Source organism: Myxococcus sp. MH1 (assembly GCF_059738865.1).
The window spans coordinates 8648533-8668294 of the sequence record NZ_AP026947.1; the positions used below are offsets into that span (position 1 = coordinate 8648533).

The following is a 19762-nucleotide window of genomic DNA, read 5'->3' on the forward strand; positions in this document are numbered from 1 at the left end:
GCGCCCTCCCGCCTCGCGCGGATGGACCGAGGTCGCCCCCACATTGACGAGCGGCGCACCCGAAGCGCCTCGAGTCCGGCGGCGTGCCTCGGACGTCCGCATCCATCGTTCACGGAGCGCCGCCAGCGGCCGTCCTTCGCGTCCTCGCCGCGCGAAAGTCCGCTGGCCTGGCCTCGGCGCTGACCATCGCGACGTGCACGGGAACACCGCTCCGCCCTCCGGGCGACACGGGCGCACCCAAGACACTGGCCGCCCGACTCGCCCGCGTGGCATGACTCGGCGCCATGGCCCGTGACGTCTCCTTCTTCGACCAGCTCGGCTCCCTCCTCGCCAAGGAGCGCGAGGCCGAGAAAGCCCGCCTGGCCACCCTCGCCCAGGGCCTGTCCCTCCACGAGCGCGAGGAGCAGGGCCTGTCCGTCCTCGACCTGGAGACGGTGGAGGAGGCGGTCGGCCTGGGAGGCCGCGTCCTGTTGACGCTCGCCCGCGCCGACCGCGCGCGCCTGCCCGCCCGGCTCCACAACGGAGACCTGGTCGCCGTGCTCCCCCGCCGCGCCGAGGTGAGCGAGCCCGCGCGCGCCCTCGTCTCCCGCGCCAGCGCCACGCGCCTGCAGCTCGCCTTCGACCGCTCCCCGCCGCCCTACGTCCACGAGGGCCTCCTGCGCCTGGACGTCGTCCCCAACGACATCACCTACGAGCGCATGCGCGCGGGCCTGCAGCGCGTGAAGGCCATGGACAAGGGCCTGGAGCGCCGCAAGCGCGAGGTCCTGCTGGGCAACGAGCCCCCGCGCTCCGACACCCCCAGGGACTTCGAGCCGAGCCGCCCCCTCAACCCCGAGCAGCTCGACGCCGTGAAGCGCGCGCTCGCCGCCGAGGACTTCTTCCTGGTCCACGGCCCCCCGGGCACCGGCAAGTCCACCGTGCTCGCGGAGGTCGCCGCCCAGGCCGTGGCCAAAGGCCAGCGCCTCTTGTGCACCGCCGCCAGCAACGCCGCCGTGGACCACCTGTTGGACCTGTGCCTCGCCAAGGGCCTGCGCGCCATCCGCGTGGGCCACCCCGCCCGCGTCGCGGCCCGACTCCAGGAGCACACCCTGGACATCGTCGTGGAGGAGCACCCCGACCGCGTCATCTCCCGAGACCTCTTCGACGAGGCGTTCTCCCTGCTCGGCTACGCCCGGCGCCAGCGCACCCAGGGCCGCAGCCGCGAGCGCTTCTCCAACGCCCGCGCCTCCACCACGGAAGCCAAGGCCATGCTCGACGAGGCCCGCGCGCTGGAGAAGAAGGCCGTGCGCTCCGTGCTCGCCAACGCGGACGTCGTCTGCGTCACGCTCGCGAGCCTGGAGTCCAGCGTGCTCGCCGGCGAGAAGTTCGACCTGGCCCTGCTCGACGAGGCCACCCAGGCCACCGAGCCGCTCGCGCTCCTGGGCTTCCTGCGCGCCCCCATCGTCATCCTCGCCGGAGACCCGCAGCAGCTGCCGCCCACCGTGCTCTCACAGGAAGCCGCGCGCGCGGGCCTGGCGGTGAGCCTCTTCGAGCGCCTGCTCGAGGACCATGGCGACGGCGTCAAGCGCATGCTGCGCGAGCAGTATCGGATGAACGCGCGCATCATGGACTTCCCCTCGCGCGAGATGTACGCGGGCCAGCTGCGCGCGCACCCCTCCGTCGCGGACCACACGCTCCAGGACGTGCTGCCCCCGGGCACCGAGGTCGACGCCCCGCCCGTCCTCTTCCTCGACACCGCCGGCAAGGGCTTCGATGAGGAAGTCGAGCCCACCACCCACAGCCTCTTCAACACCGGCGAGGCGGGCCTCATCGAGGCCCGGGTGCGCGCGCTGCTCGGCCACGGCCTGGACCCGCGCGAGCTCGCCGTGATTACGCCCTACAGCGCCCAGGCCCACCGCCTGCGCGAGCGGCTGGAGCCCTTCGCCCCCGACGTGGAGGTCGACACCGTGGACGCCTTCCAGGGCCGCGAGAAGGACGCCATCCTCGTCTCCCTCACCCGCTCCAACAGCGAGGGCCAGGTGGGCTTCCTCAACGATTTGCGCCGCATGAACGTCGCCCTCACCCGCGCGCGCCGCCACCTCTTCGTCGTGGGCGACTCCGCCACCCTCAGCGGCCACCCCTTCTACGCCCGCTTCATCGAAGGAACTCAAACGAGCGCCGGCTACCGCTCCGCCTGGGAGTGGCCCGACGCCCCCTGAGCGCAATGCCTCACATCGGCAGGTCCACGCCGACCCAGCCCTGGGGTACTACGCAAGGACTGTCGGGGTCAGCCTCCAAAAATTGTCGCAACGGCGAACCAAATTTGTCACCTCCACCCACCTGTGCGGGGGAGCGCATCCGGATATCAGGTATTTGGCTCAAGCCCCGTTGTCGGGCATGAGACATGCTTACCGCCGTGGCGGGGAGGAACCGCCACATGTCTCAACGTCCGAACGTGACGAAGGAAAACGACGTCTGGGTTCTCCGTATCGAGAAGGAGAACGGCAAGGTGCAGGAGTACCGGTGCGCCACGGAGAACCAGGCCCGGCAGCTGGCCATGGTGATGTCCAAGCCGGACACGGGTGGGCCGCCGCGTCCGCCGTCGCCGGTCCGCTAGGCGGACCATGAGATAAGGCACGGGTCAGGAGCCGCCCGTGTCCCTCTCTCTCGAATCCCGCTTCGTCGACGCCCAGGGCCTGCGCCTGCACGTGCGCGTGCGTCCAGGCGCCCCCACCCGGCCCGCCGTCCTGTTCCTCCACGGTTGGCTGGACCACTCCCACAGCTTCGACGCCGTGCTCGAGCACGTGCCCGCCGACTGGCGCGTGGCGCTGCTCGACTTCCGAGGCATGGGCCGGAGCGCCCACGCCCCGCCCGAGGCGAACTACCAGGCGGGAGACCACCTCCTGGACGTGGAGGCCGCGCTGGACGGGCTGGGCTTCGAGCAGGCCCACCTGGTCGGCCACTCGCTCGGCGGCATCATCGCGCTGACGTACGCCGCGGTGCGGCCCGAGCGCGTGCTGGACGTGGCGCTCATCGAGAGCCTGGGCCCCACCGGCGGCCCGCCCGAGTACGCGGTGGAGCGGCTGCGCGCCTTCATGAACGACGCGCGCCGGCCGCCGAACTCCAAGCCCTATCCGGACGTGGAGGCCGCCGCCGCGCGCTTGAGGGAGAACAACCCCACCCTGCCCCCGGCCGCCGCCTTGCACCTGGCCCGGCACGGCACCCGGCCCCATGAGAAAGGAGGCGTGGTCTTCACGTTTGATCCACGACACCGCCGGAGGTTCGCGCACGGACACGACGAGGCGCAGTGGCTGGCGCTGCAGGAGCAGGTGCGCTGCCCGGTGCTCCTCGTCCGGGGCCAGGACGGGCTGTGGCCGGACGCGGCGAAGCTGGACCGGCGGCTCGCGGCGCTGCGTACACTTTCGGGCCCTCCGCTCGTGCTCCCGGGTGGGCATCACGTCCACATGGAGCGTGCCCAGGATGTCGCCCGCGCGCTCGCGGACTTCATCCGCTGAAGGGCTGTCACCCGGTCAGAACGCCCGGAAAACTCTTTCCCAGGCGTGGGCAAGTCGGTTCCACCCCAGGCTCCTTACCGCCACTGCGCATCCCAACCCCTTGAATTCAGGACAGCGTCCTCGTCCTTTCGGTTGGTATGCGATTTGGATTACCGCGCCTCGGCGGATCACGCACCGGACCCATCCGGGGGCGTGTGGGGAGAAGGGTGAGGGAGCGGACAATGGGGATGGGGTTGAGGGGGCGAGTCCTCGCGTTGGCGGTGCTCGTCACCACCACGATGGCGTGTCACGAGGGGAATGAAACCCGCTCGGTGCAGGCCACCGCGGTGGTGGACATGGACGTGCTCGACTTCGGCGAGGTGCCGGTGGGCGAGTGGCGGGAGCGCGAAGTGCGCATCCGCAATGTCGGCTATGTGCCCTTCTTCGCCATCGAGGCACTGGCCATCATCGGCAACCCCTCATACGAGGTGGAGCTGACGGACGGTGGCGGCCGGGTGATGCCCGGTGAGTCGCACCTGGTGAAGGTGCGCTTCCATCCGCTGGCCGAGGGCGTGACGGAGGAGACGGTGTTCGTCTCCACGGACGCCAACCAGGGCGCGCAGGCGCAGGTGCGCGTCACCGGCCTGGGCACGCCGACGCAGATTGGCCTGTTCCCGCCGGTGCTCGACTACGAGACGCTGGAGGTGGACAGCGAGCGCAAGCTGACGGTCACCATCAACAACCCGGTGGACCTGCCGCTGACGCTCGCGGTGCGCGGCGACTGGCCGGACCCCTTCACGCCCGACACGATTACCATTCCGCCCAACTCCACCGTGGAGGTGGGCACGCAGTACCTGCCGCGCGCGCTGGGCAGCATGGACGCGAGGCTGGAGGTCCGCTCGTGCGAGGCGTGCACGCCGTCGGTGGTGGAGCTCAAGGGCAACTCGGTGGCGAGCGCCTTCGTCTTCGACCCCGCGCCCGTGCCGTTCGACCTGATTCCGGTGCACGAGCGCACCCAGTCGTTCACCCGCGCGCGCAACATCACCTGGCGGCCGGTGACGATTTCGCAGCTCATCACCAGCGACCACGCCTTCGTGCCGCTCTCCAAGCCGGAGGGCTCCACGGTGGCGCCGGGCGAGGTGGTGGAGCTGCCCATGGAGTTCGCGGCGCGCTTCTCCGGCCCCAACGTGGGTGACCTCAAGGTGCAGTACGCGTCCGACAAGCCGCGCCAGTCGGAGGTCATCCTGGACGCGCGAGGCGGCCGGCCCACGCTGGCGGTGACGCCCGTGGCGCTGGACTTCGGCGAGCTGCCGGTGGGCGGCAAGGTGGAGCAGGTCATCCGCATCACCAACGCGGGCACCAACGGCTCGCTGCGCTTCATGGGCGTGGCGTCCGACGGGGACAGCAACCAGTTCAACGTGGACGTGCCCACGCGCGGCACGCAGCGGCTGCCGTGGGCGTCGGGCGCGTGGCCCACGCTGGAGTCGGGCGGGCTGGAGATTGCCCCGGGCAACGACGCGCTGGAGCTGAAGGTCTACTTCGAGCCGACGGTGGAGGGCAGCTTCCGGGCCCGGCTGCGCGTGCGCTCGGATGACCTGTTCAACGCGGAGCGCGAAATCATCCTCACCGGTCGCTCGCGCACCAGCGGCCCGTGCGTGTACGAGCTGTCGCCGCAGCCGATGATGGACTTCGGCAACGTGGTGCCGGGCCGCGGCGCGGTGCTGGGCTTCCGCTTCAAGAACCCCGGCCGGGCCGAGTGCGCGGTGAAGGACGTGCACCTGTCCAACGACGCGGGCGGCGCGTTCTTCATGCCGGGCGGCCGGCTGACGGGCGGCGTGGTGCTCTACGACACGGCCTTCAGCGCCATGGTGGCCTTCCGGCCGCAGACGGAGGGCGAGTACACGGGTGAGCTCAAGCTCACGGTGAACAACCCCGCGGCGCCCACGGTGACGCTGCCGCTCAAGGGGGTGTCGCGCCAGAGCTGCCTGGTGGCCACGCCGTCCTACGTGGACTTCGGCCCCATCCGCTACGACTGCGCCGCGGCGCCTCGCAAGACGTACATCTCCAACCGGTGCAGCGAGCCGCTCACGGTGACGGGCGCGGACATCGGCCAGGGGACGAGCACGCAGTTCTCGCTGCTGACGCCCATCCCCCAGCCGCGCACGCTGCAGGCGGGCGAGGGCTTCGAGCTGGAGGTGGACTACTCGCGCACCGTGCTGGGCCAGCACTACTCGCCCCTGTACCTGCGCACGGCGACGGACCCGACGCCCTTCCTGGTGCCGCTGCTCGGCGAGACCAACCACGAGGGCATCCAGGTGGACCGCTACACGCAGGGCACCGACAGCCAGCTGGACGTGCTCTTCGTGGTCTCCAACACGACGACGATGGACCCCTACCAGGAGCGCCTGAAGGCGGCGATTCCGGGCTGGCTGGACTACGCGCGGCAGCAGAACGTGGACGTGCGCATGGGCGTCACCAGCACGGGCCTGGTGCAGCGCGGGCCGCAGTGCGGCGGCGGGGCCAACGGCGGCGAGGCCGGGCGCCTGTTCCCGGTGGACGGCAACCGGGCACGCGTGCTGTCCAGCTCCAGCCCCAACGCGGCGGCGGGCCTGCAGGCGAACATCGACGTGGGCCTGTGCCACAACCTGGTGCAGGGCCTGGAGACGATGCGGCAGGCCCTGTCGGCGCCCCTGTCCGAGCAGACGGATGACCCGCGCACCCCGCAGCCCAACGACGGCAACTGGGGCTTCACGCGGCCGGCGGCGCGCATGGCGGTGGTGGTGCTGGCGGACGAGGACGACAACTCGGGCTTCGCGCCGGACAGCTACATCCAGTTCCTCCAGACGCTGAAGGGCACGGGCATGTCGCACCGCAGCCAGCTGTACGCGCTGGTGCCCACCGACAACCGCTGCACCACGGCGGGCAGCGACGCGGACCGCTTCGTGGAGGTGGCGCGCGGCACGGGTGGCCGGGCGGAGTCCATCTGCGAGGGCAACTACCGGCCGCTGCTCGACTCGGTCATCCAGCGCGCTGGCGATTTGCAGGCGGACTTCCCGCTGACGACCACACCCACGGGCCAGGCGGAGATGTCCGTGTACGTGCAGGGCCAGCAGGTGCCGGAGAGCCAGTGGTCGTACGACGGGGCGACCAACTCCATCGTCTTCGGCGGCGCGGCGGTGCCTCGTCCCGGGCAGGCGGTGGAGGTGCGCTACCGCAGCGTGTGCAAGGCGCCGCCCACCTCGAGCCCCTGAGTAAGGGGGGCCCCACGTCCTCCGGGAGGTGGGGCCTTTCGCGTGGCGGGGAAATGACGCGCCGCGGGCTTCCTCAGTTGGCCCCGGCGCGGCTATCGTGGCGTCGACGTGGAGACATTCGGCCGCTACGAGCTGCTCCGGAAGATCGCCATCGGCGGCATGGGCGCCGTCTATCTGGCCCGGCAGAAGGGGCCGGTGGGCTTCCAGAAGCTGCTGGTGGTGAAGCGGCTGCTGCCCCACCTGTCCGAGGACGATGAGTTCATCGAGATGTTCCTGGACGAGGGGCGCATCGCCGCGCACCTGAACCACCCGAACATCGCGCAGATCTACGACCTGGGCGATGTGGACGGGCAGTACTTCATCGCCATGGAGTACGTGCACGGCGAGGCGGTGGGGCCGCTGGGACTCAGGGCGCAGCAGCGCAAGCTGACGATTCCCCTGGGGCTCAAGTGCCGCATCATCGCGGACGCGGCGGCGGGGCTGGATGCGGCGCACAACGCGCGCAGCCCGTCGGGGCGCAAGCTGGCGTTGATCCACCGGGACGTGTCGCCGCAGAACGTGCTCGTCGGCTACAACGGCGGGGTCAAGCTCATCGACTTCGGGGTGGCGAAGGCGTCGGGGAAGTTCTCCCAGACGGTGGTGGGCACCATCAAGGGTAAGCACGCGTACATGTCCCCGGAGCAGGCGCGGGGCGAGCCGTTGGACCACCGCTCCGACATCTTCGGACTGGGGACGGTGTTCTACGAGCTGCTGACGCACCAGCGGCTGTTCAAGCGCGACACGGAGATCGCCACGCTCAAGGCGGTGGTGGGGACCAAGATTGTCCCGCCGTCCGAGGTGATGCCGGACATCCCGAAGGCGCTGGACGCCATCGTGCTCAAGGCGCTGGCGCGCAAGCGCGAGGAGCGCTTCGCGTCGGCGGGCGAGGTGCAGCTCGCGCTGGATGAGTTCCTGGTGCAGCAGAAGCTGCACGCGACGCCCGCGCACCTCGCGGCGTTCATGCAGGACACGTATTCGGAGGAGCTGGAGGAGGAGCGGCTCGCGGCCGAGCCCACCGTCATCCACTACGACCCGAGGCTCGCGGCCCGTCAGCAGGCGGCCGCGGCCGCAGCGGCCGCGGGTGACACGGCGGGCTCCGGTCAGCGGCCCACGGCGCGTCCGACGCCCGCGGGGACTCCGGCGCGCAAGCCTGGAGGCTCCTCGGCCTCGGCGCCAGCGATGGTGAAGGACCCGGGCGGTGTGTCCGCGTCGTCCACCTCGCCCATGCCGCCCGCCCGGCGTGCGCCCACGGGGTCCTCGGCGGCGACGGCGCCGGTGGCCGGACGAAGCGGGACGAGCGGTGGCTCGGCGGCGCCCGGACGAAGCGGTGGCTCGACCTCGTCCGCCGCGCCGATGCCCGCCAAGGGAGGCACCGGCTCCGGCAAGGCGCCCTCACCGCCTCCGGGCAGGACGACGGGCTCGGCGCCCAAACGCGTGCCCACGCGGACTCCCGAGCCGCCCGAGGAACCCGAGGAGCCTTAGCGTCCCGCGCCAGGACACAGCCGAGGCCGTGTCCCGGAGGCGCGGTGACTCACTTGCTGCGGCCGTCGTACTGGAACGTCTTCACCGTGTTCAGGTCGACGCCGTCCAGGCAGCGCACGTTGATGGCCGCCATCTCGGAGCCGTCCGGGCCCTTGCCGCGCGCGAAGGAGCGCACGCCGCACTTCGAGCAGAACAGGTGGTGGATGATGTTCTGGTTGAACTGGTAGTCCGTCAGGACGCTCTCGCCCGAGCGCAGCGTGAACTGCGACACCGGCGTGAAGCTCAGCATCGTCCCCGTCTTCTGACAGATGGAACAGTTGCACTGGATGGCCGGCTGGGACAGGTCCAGCTTCACCTCGTAGCGCACCTGCCCGCAGTGACAGCCGCCCTCGTAGCTCTTGAGCTCGCTCATGCGCGGCATCCTGCATGCGCTCGCCCGGACGTCCACGCGAAAACGCGCGCCGCGTCGCGGCATGCGGCCCACCCCACGCCAGGCGCTACAGGCTCGCGAGCGCCACGCGGTACAGCGCGCGGTAGCCCATGCGCGGCGCGGGCTCGAAGCGCTCCGCGTTGAAGATGTCCTTGAGCAGCGCCACGCCTTCGGGCGACGACTGCAGGCCCTGCAGCGTGGTCTCCAGCGCCGTCACCAGTTGCGGCTGCAGCCCCATGGCCACCGGCACGCCGTCGTTGGGCGCCTCGTCCGTGTACGCGATGAGCTCGAAGCGGCGCCCCGCGCCCGCCCCCAGCACATCCTCCACGCCCGTCGTGTACGTCAGCCCCGTGGAGGCCGGCGGACAGAACACGCTCGTCACGTCCGCCTTGCCGTCCAGCACCGACTCCAGCGCGCCCCGGTACGAGCCCGTGAAGTGCTGCGCGAAGAAGGCCCGCGCCGGCTCCAGGCCCTGCGCCTTCAGGTACGCGGTGGGGAGCAGGAACCCCGCCACCGAATCCCGGTCCACCCACGCCGCCGTGGCGCCCTTCAGCCGGTCCACCGACAGCCCCGCCCCCGCCCGACACACCAGCGCCGAGCGGTAGGACGACATGCCCCGGCGCACCCCGCGCACCACCACCCGCACCCCCATGGCCTCCATCCGCGCGCACACGAAGGGAGGCGCCCACGCCGCGTCCGCGCGCCCGGAGAGCAGGTCCTTGGCGAGCGTCTCATAGCTGGACGCGACGCTCACCTCCACCAGCTTGCCCATGGCCCGCTGGAGGAAGGCCGCCAGCCGGTCCGCGCGCTCCCGCGCCGTTTCACTGCCCAATGACGGCGGCAGTCCGAAGCGGAACGAGTGTCGGGTCGCGGAAGGGACTTGAAGGGTCATGACCGCCCCCTGATTACCCCTCCCTGCCCAGTCGCGCCACTTCGTCGTCAGCCAGACCGAACGTCGCCTGGAGCAGGTCCAGGATTCGCTGCTCCGGCAGGCTGGGCTCCCCACCCGCGTGGGCAATCTTCGTGGCCAGCCGGAAGGCCTTCAGCCGCTGGGTGTGCGTCGTCAGGCCGTGGGCCAGCACCTGGAGCCGCTGGGGCAGCCCCTCCGCGGACAGGGCCGACACCGCCTCGCTCACGAAGCTCTGCGCGCGCTCCGGGCTGACGTTCTCGAACAGGGGGTCCGCCGCGAAGCTCTCCACCAGCGCCCGGGCCTCGGCCTCCTTCAGCCGCCCGTCCGCCGCGCTCACCAGCACCATCACCTCCGCGAACAGCCGCTCCAGCGGCTCGCCCAGCGCCTCCGCCAGGCTGCCGCCGTTCTCGATGACGTCGATGATCTGCGCCACCTCGTCCTCGGAGATGCCCAGCGCGGCCTGGAACGTCTTCAAGAGCCCCAGCTCCGTGCGCGTGGCCCGCTGGTCCGCCAGCGCCACCGCCGCCGCCAGCCCGAACGCCAGCATCCGGTTCTTGTGGTCCGGCAGCCGCCGCCGCAACGACGCCAGCACGTCCTCCAAATCCCGCGCCTCCGACAGCCGGGCCGCGCTGGACTCCACCAGCGCGTTGAGCTCCTCCGGACGTGTGCCCTCGAACTCCGGCCGCTCCAGCACGCGGCTGATCAACGTCTGCATCTCCCGCTGAGAGACACGGCCGTCCGCCATCGCCGCCAGCAACATCACCTCCACCAGCGCGGCGTTGCGTTCCTTGCGCGCGCTCACTGCCTGCTCTCGAGCCATGGGCTGGCTCCCCCTTGCGTGTCCTGCGTGTCTTGAGTGGGCGCTGCCGACTCGGCCCCGCCGGCGTTGAGCGGGTCCGGGTTGAGCGTCCGGTCCATCAGGTGCGACGGCCGCACGTTGGCCATCGCGTTCAGCACGCTCTGACGGACGTTGGGAATCTCCTTGCCCAGCTCCTCCATCAGCTTCTGCATCCGCTTGCGCTGCAGGTTCTCCTGCGTGCCGCACAAGTCGCACGGGATGATGGGGAAGGCCTTCAGCTCCGCGAACCTCGCGATGTCCTTCTCCGGCGCGTAGCACAGCGGCCGGATGACCACGTTGCGCCCGTCATCGCTCTTGAGCAGCGGCGGCATCGCCTTGATGGAGCCGGCGAAGAACAGGTTCAGCAGGAGCGTGTGGATGAGGTCGTCGCGGTGGTGGCCCAGGGCAATCTTGTTGTACCCGAGCTCCACCGCCGCCGTGTAGAGGATGCCCCGGCGCATGCGCGAGCAGACCGCGCACTGCGTCTTCCCCGGCGGGGTCTTCTCCAGGACGATGCTGTACGTGTCCTCCTTGAGGAGCTTGTACGCGTAGCCCTCTCGCTGGAAGTACTCCTCCAGGACGTGGCCGGGGAATCCCGGGTGTCCTTGGTCCAGGTTCACCGCGAGCAGGTCGAACTTCACCGGCGCGCGGCGCTGCAGCTCCCGGAGCAGGTAGAGCATGGTGTAGGAGTCCTTGCCTCCGGACACACCCACCATGATGCGGTCCCCGTCCTCGATGAGGCGGTGGTCCGCGATGGCTCGGCCCATGTGGCCAAGCAGACTCTTCTCCAGGCGCTGGACGTCATTCATCGGCGTGGCCATCCTAGCGGCGGCCCGGGAAAAAACACGTCATTCAGGCGGTCCGGTCCGCTAGCCTGCTCAGCTCGATGCCTACCTACCCGCAGGGTGACGTGGACGTGGTGGATGCCGCAGGGGCCCGGAGCGCCCTCCAGAAGCTGGAGGCGGCGCGTGAGCTGGCCGTGGACCTGGAGGCCGACTCCATGCACGCCTTCCGCGCCCGGCTGTGCTTCCTCCAGGTGGCCACGGACCTGGACGTCTTCCTCTTCGACACGCTCCAGCCCGACGTGGAGGCCCGGCTGCTCGCCCCGCTGCTGGCCGACCCGGAGCGCACCAAGTACTTCCACGCGGCGCAGGGCGACCTGCAGTTCCTCGCGGAGGCGGGCGTGCGCGTGCGGGGCCTGTTCGACACGCACCGCGCCGCGACGCTGCTGGGCTGGCCCAAGGTGGGCCTGGCGGACGTGGCCCGCGAGAAGCTGGGCGTGGAGCTTCCCAAGGAGCACCAGCAGTCGGACTTCTCGCTGCGCCCGCTGCCCCCGGGCATGCATACCTACATCGCCAACGACGTGCGCTACCTGTGCGAATTGGGCCGGCAGGTGCGGCAGGCGTGCATCGACGCGGACATCCTGGAAGAGGTGACGCTCGACTGCGAGCGGCTGTGTGACGAGGCCGTCGCCCGGCCCGACGTGGGCGCGGACTTCAAGCCCAAGCTGCCGCGCACCGGGCTGTCCCCCGCGCAGTTCACCCTGGCGAACGCGATTGCGCACGCGCTGCACAAGAAGCGGCTGGAGTGGGCGGAGCAGGAGAACGTGCCCATGGGGCGCATGCTCTCCAACATGGCGCTGGCGGACATCGCCACGCGGCTGCCCTCCACGCCCAAGGACCTGGCGCGCGCGGCCGGCGTGCGGGGCGTCTTCGTGCGGGCCCATGGCGACGAGGTGCTCGCCATCGTCCGCGAGCAGCGCGAGAAGTCGCAGAAGGGCGAGCTGGCGCCGGAGCGCGAGAACAAGGGCCCCAAGGACTCCAACCGCCGCAAGCGCGAGGACGCGCTCAAGGCGTTCCGCGTGGAGAAGGCCACCGAGCGCAAGGTGACGCCGAGCGTGGTGCTCACCAACCCGCTGATGGATGCGCTGCTCAGCCAGCCTCCCACGAACCTGGAGGAGCTCGCCCGGGTGCCCTACCTCGGCGAGAAGCGGCTGAAGCTGTACGGCCCCGCCCTCATCGAGCTGCTCGCCGCCTTCCCCGTGCAGGGCGGCTGACGCACCGCGCGTTCGCTCCGAGGGGCGCGTCACCCGCGACCCCCATCGAGGCGCTACCGTCCCTGTCGCGGCGGTGATGGAATGGACACCATCACGCGTCGCATGTGTCGGACGGGACGGAGCTCCTCGATGCGGTTGGGACACCTTGGCGCCATCCTCGGACTCTGGCTGACGCTCCTCCACGTGGGGTGCCTGGGGCGCTCACGCGACGCGGCGCCCACGCCGATGCCTCGCCCTCGCGTCGTGCCCGCGCCCGTGGAGACGCCCCAAGCGCTCGTGCCACCCGGGCTGCGCCTGGAGGCCGGCGTGCGTCCCACGCGGCAGTCGGTGACGTTGGAGCTGGACCCGCGTCAGGAGACGTTCCGCGGCGAGGTGGACGTGGAGCTGTCCCTGTCGGAGCCCACGCGCGTGCTCTGGCTGCACGGCACCGAGCTGGCGCTGCGGCGCGCGCACGTCCAGACGGCGGACTCGCGCGTGCCGGTGGAGGCGATGCCGGTGGGCGAGGACCTGCTCGCCTTCGTCGCCCAGGCGCCGCTTCCGCCGGGCACCGTCACGCTGCACGTCGAGTACTCGGGCCGCGCGTACGACAAGGAGGACAGCGGCGTCTTCCGTGAAGAGGAGGAGGGCCGCTGGTACGCGATGACGCAGTTCCAGCCGCTGTACGCGCGGCGCGCCTTCCCCTCCTTCGACGAGCCCGGCTTCAAGATTCCCTGGTCGCTCACCCTGCGCGTGCGCGCGGAGGACGCCGCCTTCTCCAACATGCCCGTGCGTGCCGAGGAGTTGGGGGCCGAGGGCTGGAAGACGGTGCGCTTCCAGACGACGCCGCCATTGCCCACGTACCTGGTGGCCTTCGCGGTGGGGCCCTTCGACGCGGTGGACGCGGGCACGGCGGGCGAGGCGAAGGTGCCGGTGCGCATGCTGGTGCCCCGTGGGCGGGGAGCGGAGGCCGCGTACGCCGCGTCCGTGACCGCGCCGCTGCTCGCCCATCTGGAGGAGTGGTTCGGCTCGCCCTACCCGTACTCGAAGCTGGATGTGCTCGCGGTGCCGGGGCTCGTGGGCGGCGCCATGGAGCACCCGGGCCTCATCACCTTCGGCGCGCCGCTGATGCTCCGCACGCCGGAGACGGACACGCTGTGGCGACAGCGCGGCTTCGCCGAGACGCAGGCGCACGAACTGGCGCACCAGTGGTTCGGCAACCTGGTCACGCCCGCGTGGTGGGACGACCTGTGGCTCAACGAGTCCTTCGCGGACTGGCTCGCCTTCAAGATGGTGAAGCGCTGGCAGCCCGGGTGGCGCGCGGACGTGCGCCGCGTGGAGGCGCGCGGGCAGGCGATGCAGGAGGACTGGCTCGTCACCGCGCGCAGCATCCGCCAGCCGATTGAGTCACCCGGCGACATCCACGGCGCGTTCGACGGCATCACCTACGGCAAGGGCGCCGCGGTGCTCGCGATGTTCGAGTCGTGGGTGGGACAGGACGCGTTCCAGCGCGGCGTGCGTCACTACCTGCGCGCCCACGCGCGCGGCACCGCCACCACGGAGGACTTCTTCCACGCGCTGTCGCTCGAGGCCGGGCAGGACGTGGCGCCCGCGTTCTCCACCTTCCTGGACCAGCCCGGCGTGCCCCTGGTGGCGATGACGCTCCAGTGCCCCAAGGACGGCGCGCCCCGGCTCGCGCTGGAGCAGAAGCGCTACCTGCCCCTCGGCGCGAAGGACACCTCCGGGACGCGGGATTGGCGCGTGCCGCTGTGCGTGCGCTACGCGGTGGGCCAGAAGGAGGGCCGCGCATGCACGGTGCTCACCGGCGCCCGTGACACCCTGGCGCTGCCCGAGGCGAAGGGCTGCCCGGACTGGGTGCACCCCAACGCGGACGCGCGCGGCTACTACCACGCGCTCCTGCGGGGGGACGGGCTGGAGAAGCTCGCGCGACGCGGCGGCGCGCGCCTCACCGTCCCCGAGCGGCTGGTGCTGATGGCGGACGCGCGGGCGCTCGTCGGCAGCGGCGAGCTGGACGTCGGCCAGGCGCTCACGCTGGTGGCGCGGCTGGGCGAGGGCGACGCGGAGCTGGTCAGCAGCGCGGCGGAGGTGGTGGACAGCGTGCATCGGGACCTGGTGCCGGACTCGCTGCGCTCGCACCGGGCGCGCTTCGTGCGCGGGCTCTTCGGCGGACGCGCGCGCGCGGTGGGCTTCGTGTCGCGCCCCGGGGAGAGTGAAGAGACGCGGCTGATGCGCCCTTCCCTGCTCTCGATGGCGACGACCGAGGGCGAGGACCCGAGGCTGCGCGCCGAGGCGCGACGACTCACGCTGCGCTGGCTCCAGGACCGGAGCACGCTCGCGCCCGAGGACCGGGCCACCGTCCTCAACGCGGCCGCTGCGGCGGGTGACGCCGAGCTGCACGAGCGCCTGCGCGCGGCCGCGCGCACCGCCACCGACGAGGAGCGCCGGCTGCTGCTCGCCACGCTCGGCGGCTTCCGCGACGTGACGCTCGCGAAGAAGAGCCTGGAGCTGCTGCTGGACGCGAAGGTGGACACGCGCGAGGCGCTGGCCATCCTCTTCGGACTCCTGTCGGAGGCGCCCACGCGCGAGGTGGCCTTCACCTTCCTGCACGAGCACTTCGACGCCCTGCGCGAGCGGCTGCCCCGCGACCTCACCACGTGGCTGCTCGGCGGCGGCGGGTTCTTCTGCGACGCCGCGCACCGCGACGAGGTGGCCCGGGTGTTCGGCCCGCGCGCCCGCGACGTCGAGGGCGGCGAGCGCGTGCTGGCCCAGTCGCTGGAGCGCGTGGACCAGTGCATCGCGCAGCGCGAGGCCCTGCGCCCCGGCCTCACGCGCTTCCTCGCGCGCTACTGACGTCAGCGCTTGCGCGCGAGCATCATCCCGTCACGCACCGTCAGCAGCACCGGCTCCACGCGCGCGTCCGCCACGACCTTCGCGTTGAAGGCCACCATCGCGTGGTCCGACTCCGACTCCGGGCTGAGCACGCGCCCGGACCACAGCACGTTGTCCGCGACCAGGAGCCCGCCCGGACGCACCAGCGGCACCGCCGCGTCCCAATAGGCGCCGTAGTTCCCCTTGTCCGCGTCGATGAAGACGAGGTCGAAAGGACCCCGCAGCGTCTTCAGGGTTTCCAGGGCAGGCCCGAGTCGAAGCTGGATTTTCCGACCCTGCGGACTCCTGGCGAAGAAGGCGCGCGCGATTTCCGCCGTCTCGGGATTGATGTCGCAGGTGATGAGCTCACCGTCGCCCGGGAGCCCCTCCGCCATCATCAGAGCGGAGTATCCCGTGAAGGTCCCGATTTCCAGGACGCGCCTCGCACTCGTGAGCGAGACGAGCATTTTCAGGAAGGCGCCCTCGACCGGGCCCACCTGCATTCCGGGAGAGGTCGTGCGCGACTGGGTGATGTCCTTGAGTTCCTCGAACAGTGGCGCGGGTGCCGCGGTGTGCGCGCGGGCGTACTCCTCGATTTCATTCGGGACGAGCGTGAGCTTCGGCATGGTGAACGTTTAACATCGGGCATCCCATGGCCCACTTCCAGTTGCTCCGCCGCTCGGCGTGCATACCCTGGTGGGCGCAACGGAGGTGCCTGCGATGACGGGAGCGAGACTGGGCGGTGCTCGCGCGGACGTGTCGCGCTGCATCGATGCGAGCCTCCAGTGTCAGGCGTCGTGCGAGGCGGGCATGGCGCGCCTGCTGGCCCAGGGCCAGACGCTGAGCAGCGCCTCCGTGCGCGCGCTGCGGCAGTGCGCGGAGCTGTGCGAGCTCAACGTGCGCGCGCTGCGCAAGGAGAGCCGGCTGGCGCGGCACACCACCAACCTGTGCTTCGAGCTGAGCAACCAGGTGGCCCGCGCGGCCTGGCTGGACGCGGATGACGCCAGTTCGTACTCGCTCGCCCGGGACGCGCTGCGGCTCGCCCGCTCGTGCCGCCCGCTGCTGTTCTCGTTCTGAGCCGCGATACATCCGCCGGAGCCCGCGCTAGGCTCGGCGTCAGATGAATTGCATCTACAACCCGACCATCAACTTCCTCCTCATCCTCGGGCTGGTGTTCTCCGCCCTCCCCGCGCGTGGCCAGACCGCCGCCGCGCCCCCGGTGTCCGCCGAGCGGCTGGTGGGCACCTGGGGCACTGAGCGGGTCCTCGGTCCCCAGGTCCGGGGTGAATTGACGCTGACGCGCGAGGCAGACACGTGGCGCGCGCGCATCGCCGGCTTCGAGGCTCCGGCGCGCGTGGAGGGCACCCAGGTCTCCGTCGTCCTGCCGGGCGGACAGGGCGAGCTGCGCGCCACGCGCTCGAAGGACGGCAAGCGCATCCGGGGCCACTGGATTCAGCCGCGAGTCCAGATGAGCGGCATGAAGTTCGCCTCGCCGGTGGAGCTGCGTGCGCTGCGCGCGGACGTGTGGCGTGGACAGGTGGCGCCGCTGGAGGACCGGTTCTCGCTGTACCTGGTGGTGCGCAAGGAGACCGACGGCACCGTGACGGCGTTCCTGCGCAACCCCGAGCGCAACGTGGGCAACCGGGTGCTGTTCCGCGTGAGCGTCGAGGGCAACACCGTGCGACTGACGCCGACGAAGGGCGGGGCCACGTACCAGGGGACGTTCGACGCGGACTCGGAGCGGCTGTCGCTGCACTACCCGCCCTTCGAGACGACGTTCGACTTCACACGGCGGGAGCGCTCGCAGGCGGTGGGCCTGTACGCGCGCACGCCCGCGCCGGGCCCCTACGTCTACCGGCCTCCTGTCGCCGAGGATGACGGCTGGAAGACGGCGTCACTCGCGGACGTGGGCATGGACGCGCAGCCGCTGCGCGAGCTGGTGCAGCAGATTCTCGACCAGGAGCCGAGCCCCGATTCGGCGCCGGCCATCCAGGGCCTGCTGGTGGCGCGACGCGGGAAGCTGGTGGTCGAGGAGTACTTCCAGGGCTTCGACAAGGAGCGTCCGCATGACCTGCGCTCGGCGGCGAAGACGTACGCCTCCGTGCTGGTGGGCATCGCGCTGGACCAGGGCGCGCCCTTCACCGTCGACACACCCGTCCTCTCGCTGCTCCCCGAGTACCAGGGCAAGGTGGCGCACCTGGATGAGCGCAAGCGCAGGCTCGACGTGGCGCACCTGATGTCGATGTCCACGGGGCTGGCGTGTGACGACGATGACGCGGAGTCACCGGGCAACGAGGACCGGCTCGAGGACTCCGTCCCGGATTGGTACAAGTACACGTTGGATTTGCCCATGGTGTCCGAGCCGGGGACGAAGGGCGTGTACTGCTCGGCGAACATCAATTTGGTGGGCGGCGTGCTGCGCAACACCACGAAGCGGTGGATTCCGGAGTTCTTCACCGAGCACCTCGCCACGCCGCTCCAGATGCGCGACTACCACCTGGACCTGATGCCGGACGGCGAGCAGTACCTGGGCGGCGGCATCTACATGCGCCCGCGCGACGCGCTGAAGCTCGGGCAGCTGTACCTCTCGGGAGGGACGTGGAACGGCCGGCGCGTGGTGAGCAAGCGATGGGTGGAGCAGTCCATCGCGAAGCACGCGACGATGAACGAGAAGCAGACCTACGGCTACACGTGGTGGCGTCACGAGCTGAAGGTCGGAGAGCGCGTGTTCTCCGAGTACGAGGCCTGCGGCAACGGCGGACAGCTCGTGATGGTCGTCCCCGAGCTGGACCTCGTCGTGATGTTCACCGCGGGCAACTACAACCACGTCGCGCTCTGGCGGAAGTTCCGTGAGGAGCTGCTGCCCAAGTTCATCATGGCCGCGGTGCGCTCCGGGAAGTGAGCGCGCCTCGACTCAGAGCGTGATGCCGTAGAGCGCGCCGTACTTCGAGCGCAGGTGCGTGAGGAAGTCCGCGTCGGTGAGCCCCTGCCCCGTCACCACGCGCACCCGCTCCTCCGCGGGCAAACGGAAGCCATGCTGGTGCACGCGGTCGCGCAGCCAGTCGCGCAGGGGCAGCATCTTCCCCTGGCGAAGCTGCGCGTCCAGGTCCGGCAGCTCCCGCCCCGCGACGCGGTAGAGCGACGCCGCGTAGAGGTTGCCCAGCGAGTACGTCGGGAAGTACCCCAGCTCGCCCCAGGCCCAGTGGATGTCCTGCAACACGCCCTGCGTGTCATCCGGCGGCGTCACGCCGAGGTAGCGCTCCATGCGCTCGTTCCACGCCGCGGGCACGTCGTCCAGCGGGAGCGCGTCACGCAGGAGCAACAGCTCCAGCTCGTAGCGCACGGCGATGTGCAGGTTGTACGTCACCTCGTCGGACTCGGTGCGGATGAGCGACGGCCGCACCTCGTTCACCGCCGCGAGGAAGTCCTCCAGGTCCACGCCCTTCAGCGCCTCCGGGAAGCTGTCACGCAGCAGCGGGAAGTAGTGCTCCCAGAACGGCCGGCCCCGGCCCACCTGGTTCTCCCACAGCCGCGACTGCGACTCGTGCAGCCCCATCGAGGGAGACGCCGCCAGCGGCGTGCGGTGCAGCTCCGGCGCGAAGCCCTGCTCGAACAGCCCGTGCCCCGCTTCATGGATGGTGCTGAAGATGGCCGACAGCGGATTCGACTCGTCCACGTGCGTGGTGAGCCGCACGTCGAGCGCATGCGTGCCCCCGGTGAACGGGTGGATGCTCAAGTCCTGCCGCCCCGCCTCCAGGTCGAAGCCGATGCCCTCGAGCAGCTTCAACGTGAAGCGCCACTGCGCGTCCTTGTCGAAGCGGCGCCCGTCGAACACGGGCCGAGGACGCGTCCCCGTCCCCGTGAGCTTGCCCACCATGGGCACCAGCTGCTCGCGCAGCGCCGTGAGCACCGGCGTCAGTCGGGAGACCCGCATGCCCGGCTCGTACCCCTCCAGCAGGGCGTCGTAACGCTCACCGTCATGCCCGTAGGCGTCCGCCTGCTCGCGGCGCAGGGACAACAGCCGCTGGAGCGCGGGCTGGAACCGGGCGAAGCGGCGCTCCTTGCGGGCCTCCCGCCAGGCGTGGAGGCCATGGCTCTGGGCCTCGGCCAGGGCACGCACCAGGGCGGCGGGCACGCGCACCTCGCGCTCCCGTTCCCGCTGGAGCACGGCCACCATGGCCTGCTCGTCCCCGGTCAGCCCAGGGTCCACGGAGGCCTTGGAGAGGGCCTCTCCCAGCCTCGGGTCCACCAGGCGCTCGTGGTGGAGCCCCTGGAGGGTGGAGAGCTGCTGGGCGCGGGCCGGACCCGCCTTGGAGGGCAGGTACGTCTCCTGGTCCCACGTGGCGAGGCCGATGAGCCCCTGGAGGTCCTTCAGCTCCTGCATCCGGGAGAGCAGCCAGGTATCCATGGGGACTCTA

At 71.0% G+C, this 19762-nt stretch carries 15 protein-coding genes; 9 read left to right on the plus strand and 6 right to left on the minus strand.

Going from position 1 to position 19762, the window contains the following annotated elements; genetic code table 11:
- The first annotated feature begins 284 nt into the window (after positions 1-284).
- The 5 genes from AC6JA9_RS34080 (at position 285) to AC6JA9_RS34100 (ending at position 8245) form a co-directional block, all read left to right on the plus strand.
- Entirely contained in the window at positions 285-2198 is a 1914-nt protein-coding gene (locus AC6JA9_RS34080; protein WP_473570453.1) for an AAA domain-containing protein, read from the plus strand.
- Between the two features lie 218 nt (positions 2199-2416).
- Positions 2417-2596 (plus strand): hypothetical protein, encoded by a 180-nt coding sequence (locus AC6JA9_RS34085; protein ID WP_223748455.1) that lies wholly within the window; start codon positions 2417-2419, stop codon positions 2594-2596.
- A 37-nt stretch (positions 2597-2633) separates the two neighbouring features.
- Positions 2634-3494: an alpha/beta fold hydrolase gene (locus tag AC6JA9_RS34090; RefSeq protein ID WP_223748454.1), complete on the plus strand. Its 861-nt coding sequence runs from the start codon at positions 2634-2636 to the stop codon at positions 3492-3494.
- 221 nt (positions 3495-3715) lie between these two features.
- On the plus strand, positions 3716-6724 hold the full coding sequence (locus AC6JA9_RS34095) for a choice-of-anchor D domain-containing protein (protein ID WP_497960801.1): 3009 nt from the start codon (positions 3716-3718) through the stop codon (positions 6722-6724).
- A gap of 108 nt (positions 6725-6832) precedes the next feature.
- Positions 6833-8245, plus strand: a complete 1413-nt coding sequence (locus tag AC6JA9_RS34100; protein ID WP_497958398.1) for a serine/threonine protein kinase — start codon at positions 6833-6835, stop codon at positions 8243-8245.
- A 49-nt stretch (positions 8246-8294) separates the two neighbouring features.
- Here AC6JA9_RS34100 and AC6JA9_RS34105 read toward each other — a convergent pair whose 3' ends face one another.
- From AC6JA9_RS34105 to ttcA, 4 genes are all read right to left on the minus strand, one after another.
- Positions 8295-8657: a GFA family protein gene (locus tag AC6JA9_RS34105; RefSeq protein WP_223748451.1), complete on the minus strand. Its 363-nt coding sequence runs from the start codon at positions 8655-8657 to the stop codon at positions 8295-8297.
- Positions 8658-8742: 85 nt separating this feature from the next.
- Positions 8743-9567: a phosphate/phosphite/phosphonate ABC transporter substrate-binding protein gene (locus tag AC6JA9_RS34110; protein WP_223748450.1), complete on the minus strand. Its 825-nt coding sequence runs from the start codon at positions 9565-9567 to the stop codon at positions 8743-8745.
- 13 nt (positions 9568-9580) lie between these two features.
- A complete protein-coding gene (locus AC6JA9_RS34115; protein ID WP_223748449.1) occupies positions 9581-10405 on the minus strand; it encodes a TerB family tellurite resistance protein in 825 nt (274 codons plus the stop codon).
- The gene (ttcA, locus tag AC6JA9_RS34120; RefSeq protein ID WP_408889344.1) at positions 10384-11244 is read right to left on the minus strand and encodes a tRNA 2-thiocytidine(32) synthetase TtcA; all 861 of its coding nucleotides are present in this window, start codon (positions 11242-11244) and stop codon (positions 10384-10386) included. The genes AC6JA9_RS34115 and ttcA overlap by 22 nt, the downstream gene beginning before the upstream one ends.
- A 65-nt stretch (positions 11245-11309) precedes the next feature.
- On the opposite strand from ttcA, the gene AC6JA9_RS34125 reads away from it, so the two are divergent.
- Both AC6JA9_RS34125 and AC6JA9_RS34130 read left to right on the plus strand, forming a co-directional pair.
- Positions 11310-12479, plus strand: coding sequence for a ribonuclease D (locus tag AC6JA9_RS34125; RefSeq protein ID WP_223748447.1), 1170 nt, complete (start codon positions 11310-11312; stop codon positions 12477-12479).
- A 129-nt stretch (positions 12480-12608) separates the two neighbouring features.
- Positions 12609-15326: a M1 family metallopeptidase gene (locus tag AC6JA9_RS34130; protein ID WP_497958399.1), complete on the plus strand. Its 2718-nt coding sequence runs from the start codon at positions 12609-12611 to the stop codon at positions 15324-15326.
- 2 nt (positions 15327-15328) lie between these two features.
- Here the strand turns inward: AC6JA9_RS34130 and AC6JA9_RS34135 are convergent, their stop codons facing one another.
- On the minus strand, positions 15329-15970 hold the full coding sequence (locus AC6JA9_RS34135) for an O-methyltransferase (RefSeq protein WP_223781642.1): 642 nt from the start codon (positions 15968-15970) through the stop codon (positions 15329-15331).
- Between the two features lie 94 nt (positions 15971-16064).
- Here AC6JA9_RS34135 and AC6JA9_RS34140 point away from each other — a divergent pair, with 94 nt between their 5' ends.
- Together AC6JA9_RS34140 and AC6JA9_RS34145 are read left to right on the plus strand one after the other, a co-directional pair.
- The gene (locus AC6JA9_RS34140) at positions 16065-16421 is read left to right on the plus strand and encodes a four-helix bundle copper-binding protein (RefSeq protein WP_046715845.1); all 357 of its coding nucleotides are present in this window, start codon (positions 16065-16067) and stop codon (positions 16419-16421) included.
- Positions 16422-16464: 43 nt separating this feature from the next.
- Entirely contained in the window at positions 16465-18246 is a 1782-nt protein-coding gene (locus tag AC6JA9_RS34145; protein WP_223748444.1) for a serine hydrolase domain-containing protein, read from the plus strand.
- Between the two features lie 12 nt (positions 18247-18258).
- On the opposite strand, the gene AC6JA9_RS34150 is transcribed toward AC6JA9_RS34145, so the two are convergent.
- Complete coding sequence (locus tag AC6JA9_RS34150; RefSeq protein WP_223748443.1) at positions 18259-19752, minus strand: carboxypeptidase M32; 1494 nt, start codon at positions 19750-19752, stop codon at positions 18259-18261.
- Positions 19753-19762 lie beyond the last annotated feature (10 nt).

Bases quoted from the DNA above. Each gene is read 5' to 3' on its own strand.
- AC6JA9_RS34080 (WP_473570453.1), top strand. From the start codon at position 285: ATGGCCCGTGACGTCTCCTTCTTCGACCAGCTCGGCTCCCTCCTCGCC.
- AC6JA9_RS34085 (WP_223748455.1), top strand. From the start codon at position 2,417: ATGTCTCAACGTCCGAACGTGACGAAGGAAAACGACGTCTGGGTTCTC.
- AC6JA9_RS34095 (WP_497960801.1), top strand. From the start codon at position 3,716: ATGGGGATGGGGTTGAGGGGGCGAGTCCTCGCGTTGGCGGTGCTCGTC.
- AC6JA9_RS34105 (WP_223748451.1), bottom strand. From the start codon at position 8,657: ATGAGCGAGCTCAAGAGCTACGAGGGCGGCTGTCACTGCGGGCAGGTG.
- AC6JA9_RS34110 (WP_223748450.1), bottom strand. From the start codon at position 9,567: ATGACCCTTCAAGTCCCTTCCGCGACCCGACACTCGTTCCGCTTCGGA.
- AC6JA9_RS34115 (WP_223748449.1), bottom strand. From the start codon at position 10,405: ATGGCTCGAGAGCAGGCAGTGAGCGCGCGCAAGGAACGCAACGCCGCG.
- ttcA (WP_408889344.1), bottom strand. From the start codon at position 11,244: ATGGCCACGCCGATGAATGACGTCCAGCGCCTGGAGAAGAGTCTGCTT.
- AC6JA9_RS34125 (WP_223748447.1), top strand. From the start codon at position 11,310: ATGCCTACCTACCCGCAGGGTGACGTGGACGTGGTGGATGCCGCAGGG.
- AC6JA9_RS34130 (WP_497958399.1), top strand. From the start codon at position 12,609: ATGCGGTTGGGACACCTTGGCGCCATCCTCGGACTCTGGCTGACGCTC.
- AC6JA9_RS34135 (WP_223781642.1), bottom strand. From the start codon at position 15,970: ATGCCGAAGCTCACGCTCGTCCCGAATGAAATCGAGGAGTACGCCCGC.
- AC6JA9_RS34140 (WP_046715845.1), top strand. From the start codon at position 16,065: ATGACGGGAGCGAGACTGGGCGGTGCTCGCGCGGACGTGTCGCGCTGC.
- AC6JA9_RS34145 (WP_223748444.1), top strand. From the start codon at position 16,465: ATGAATTGCATCTACAACCCGACCATCAACTTCCTCCTCATCCTCGGG.
- AC6JA9_RS34150 (WP_223748443.1), bottom strand. From the start codon at position 19,752: ATGGATACCTGGCTGCTCTCCCGGATGCAGGAGCTGAAGGACCTCCAG.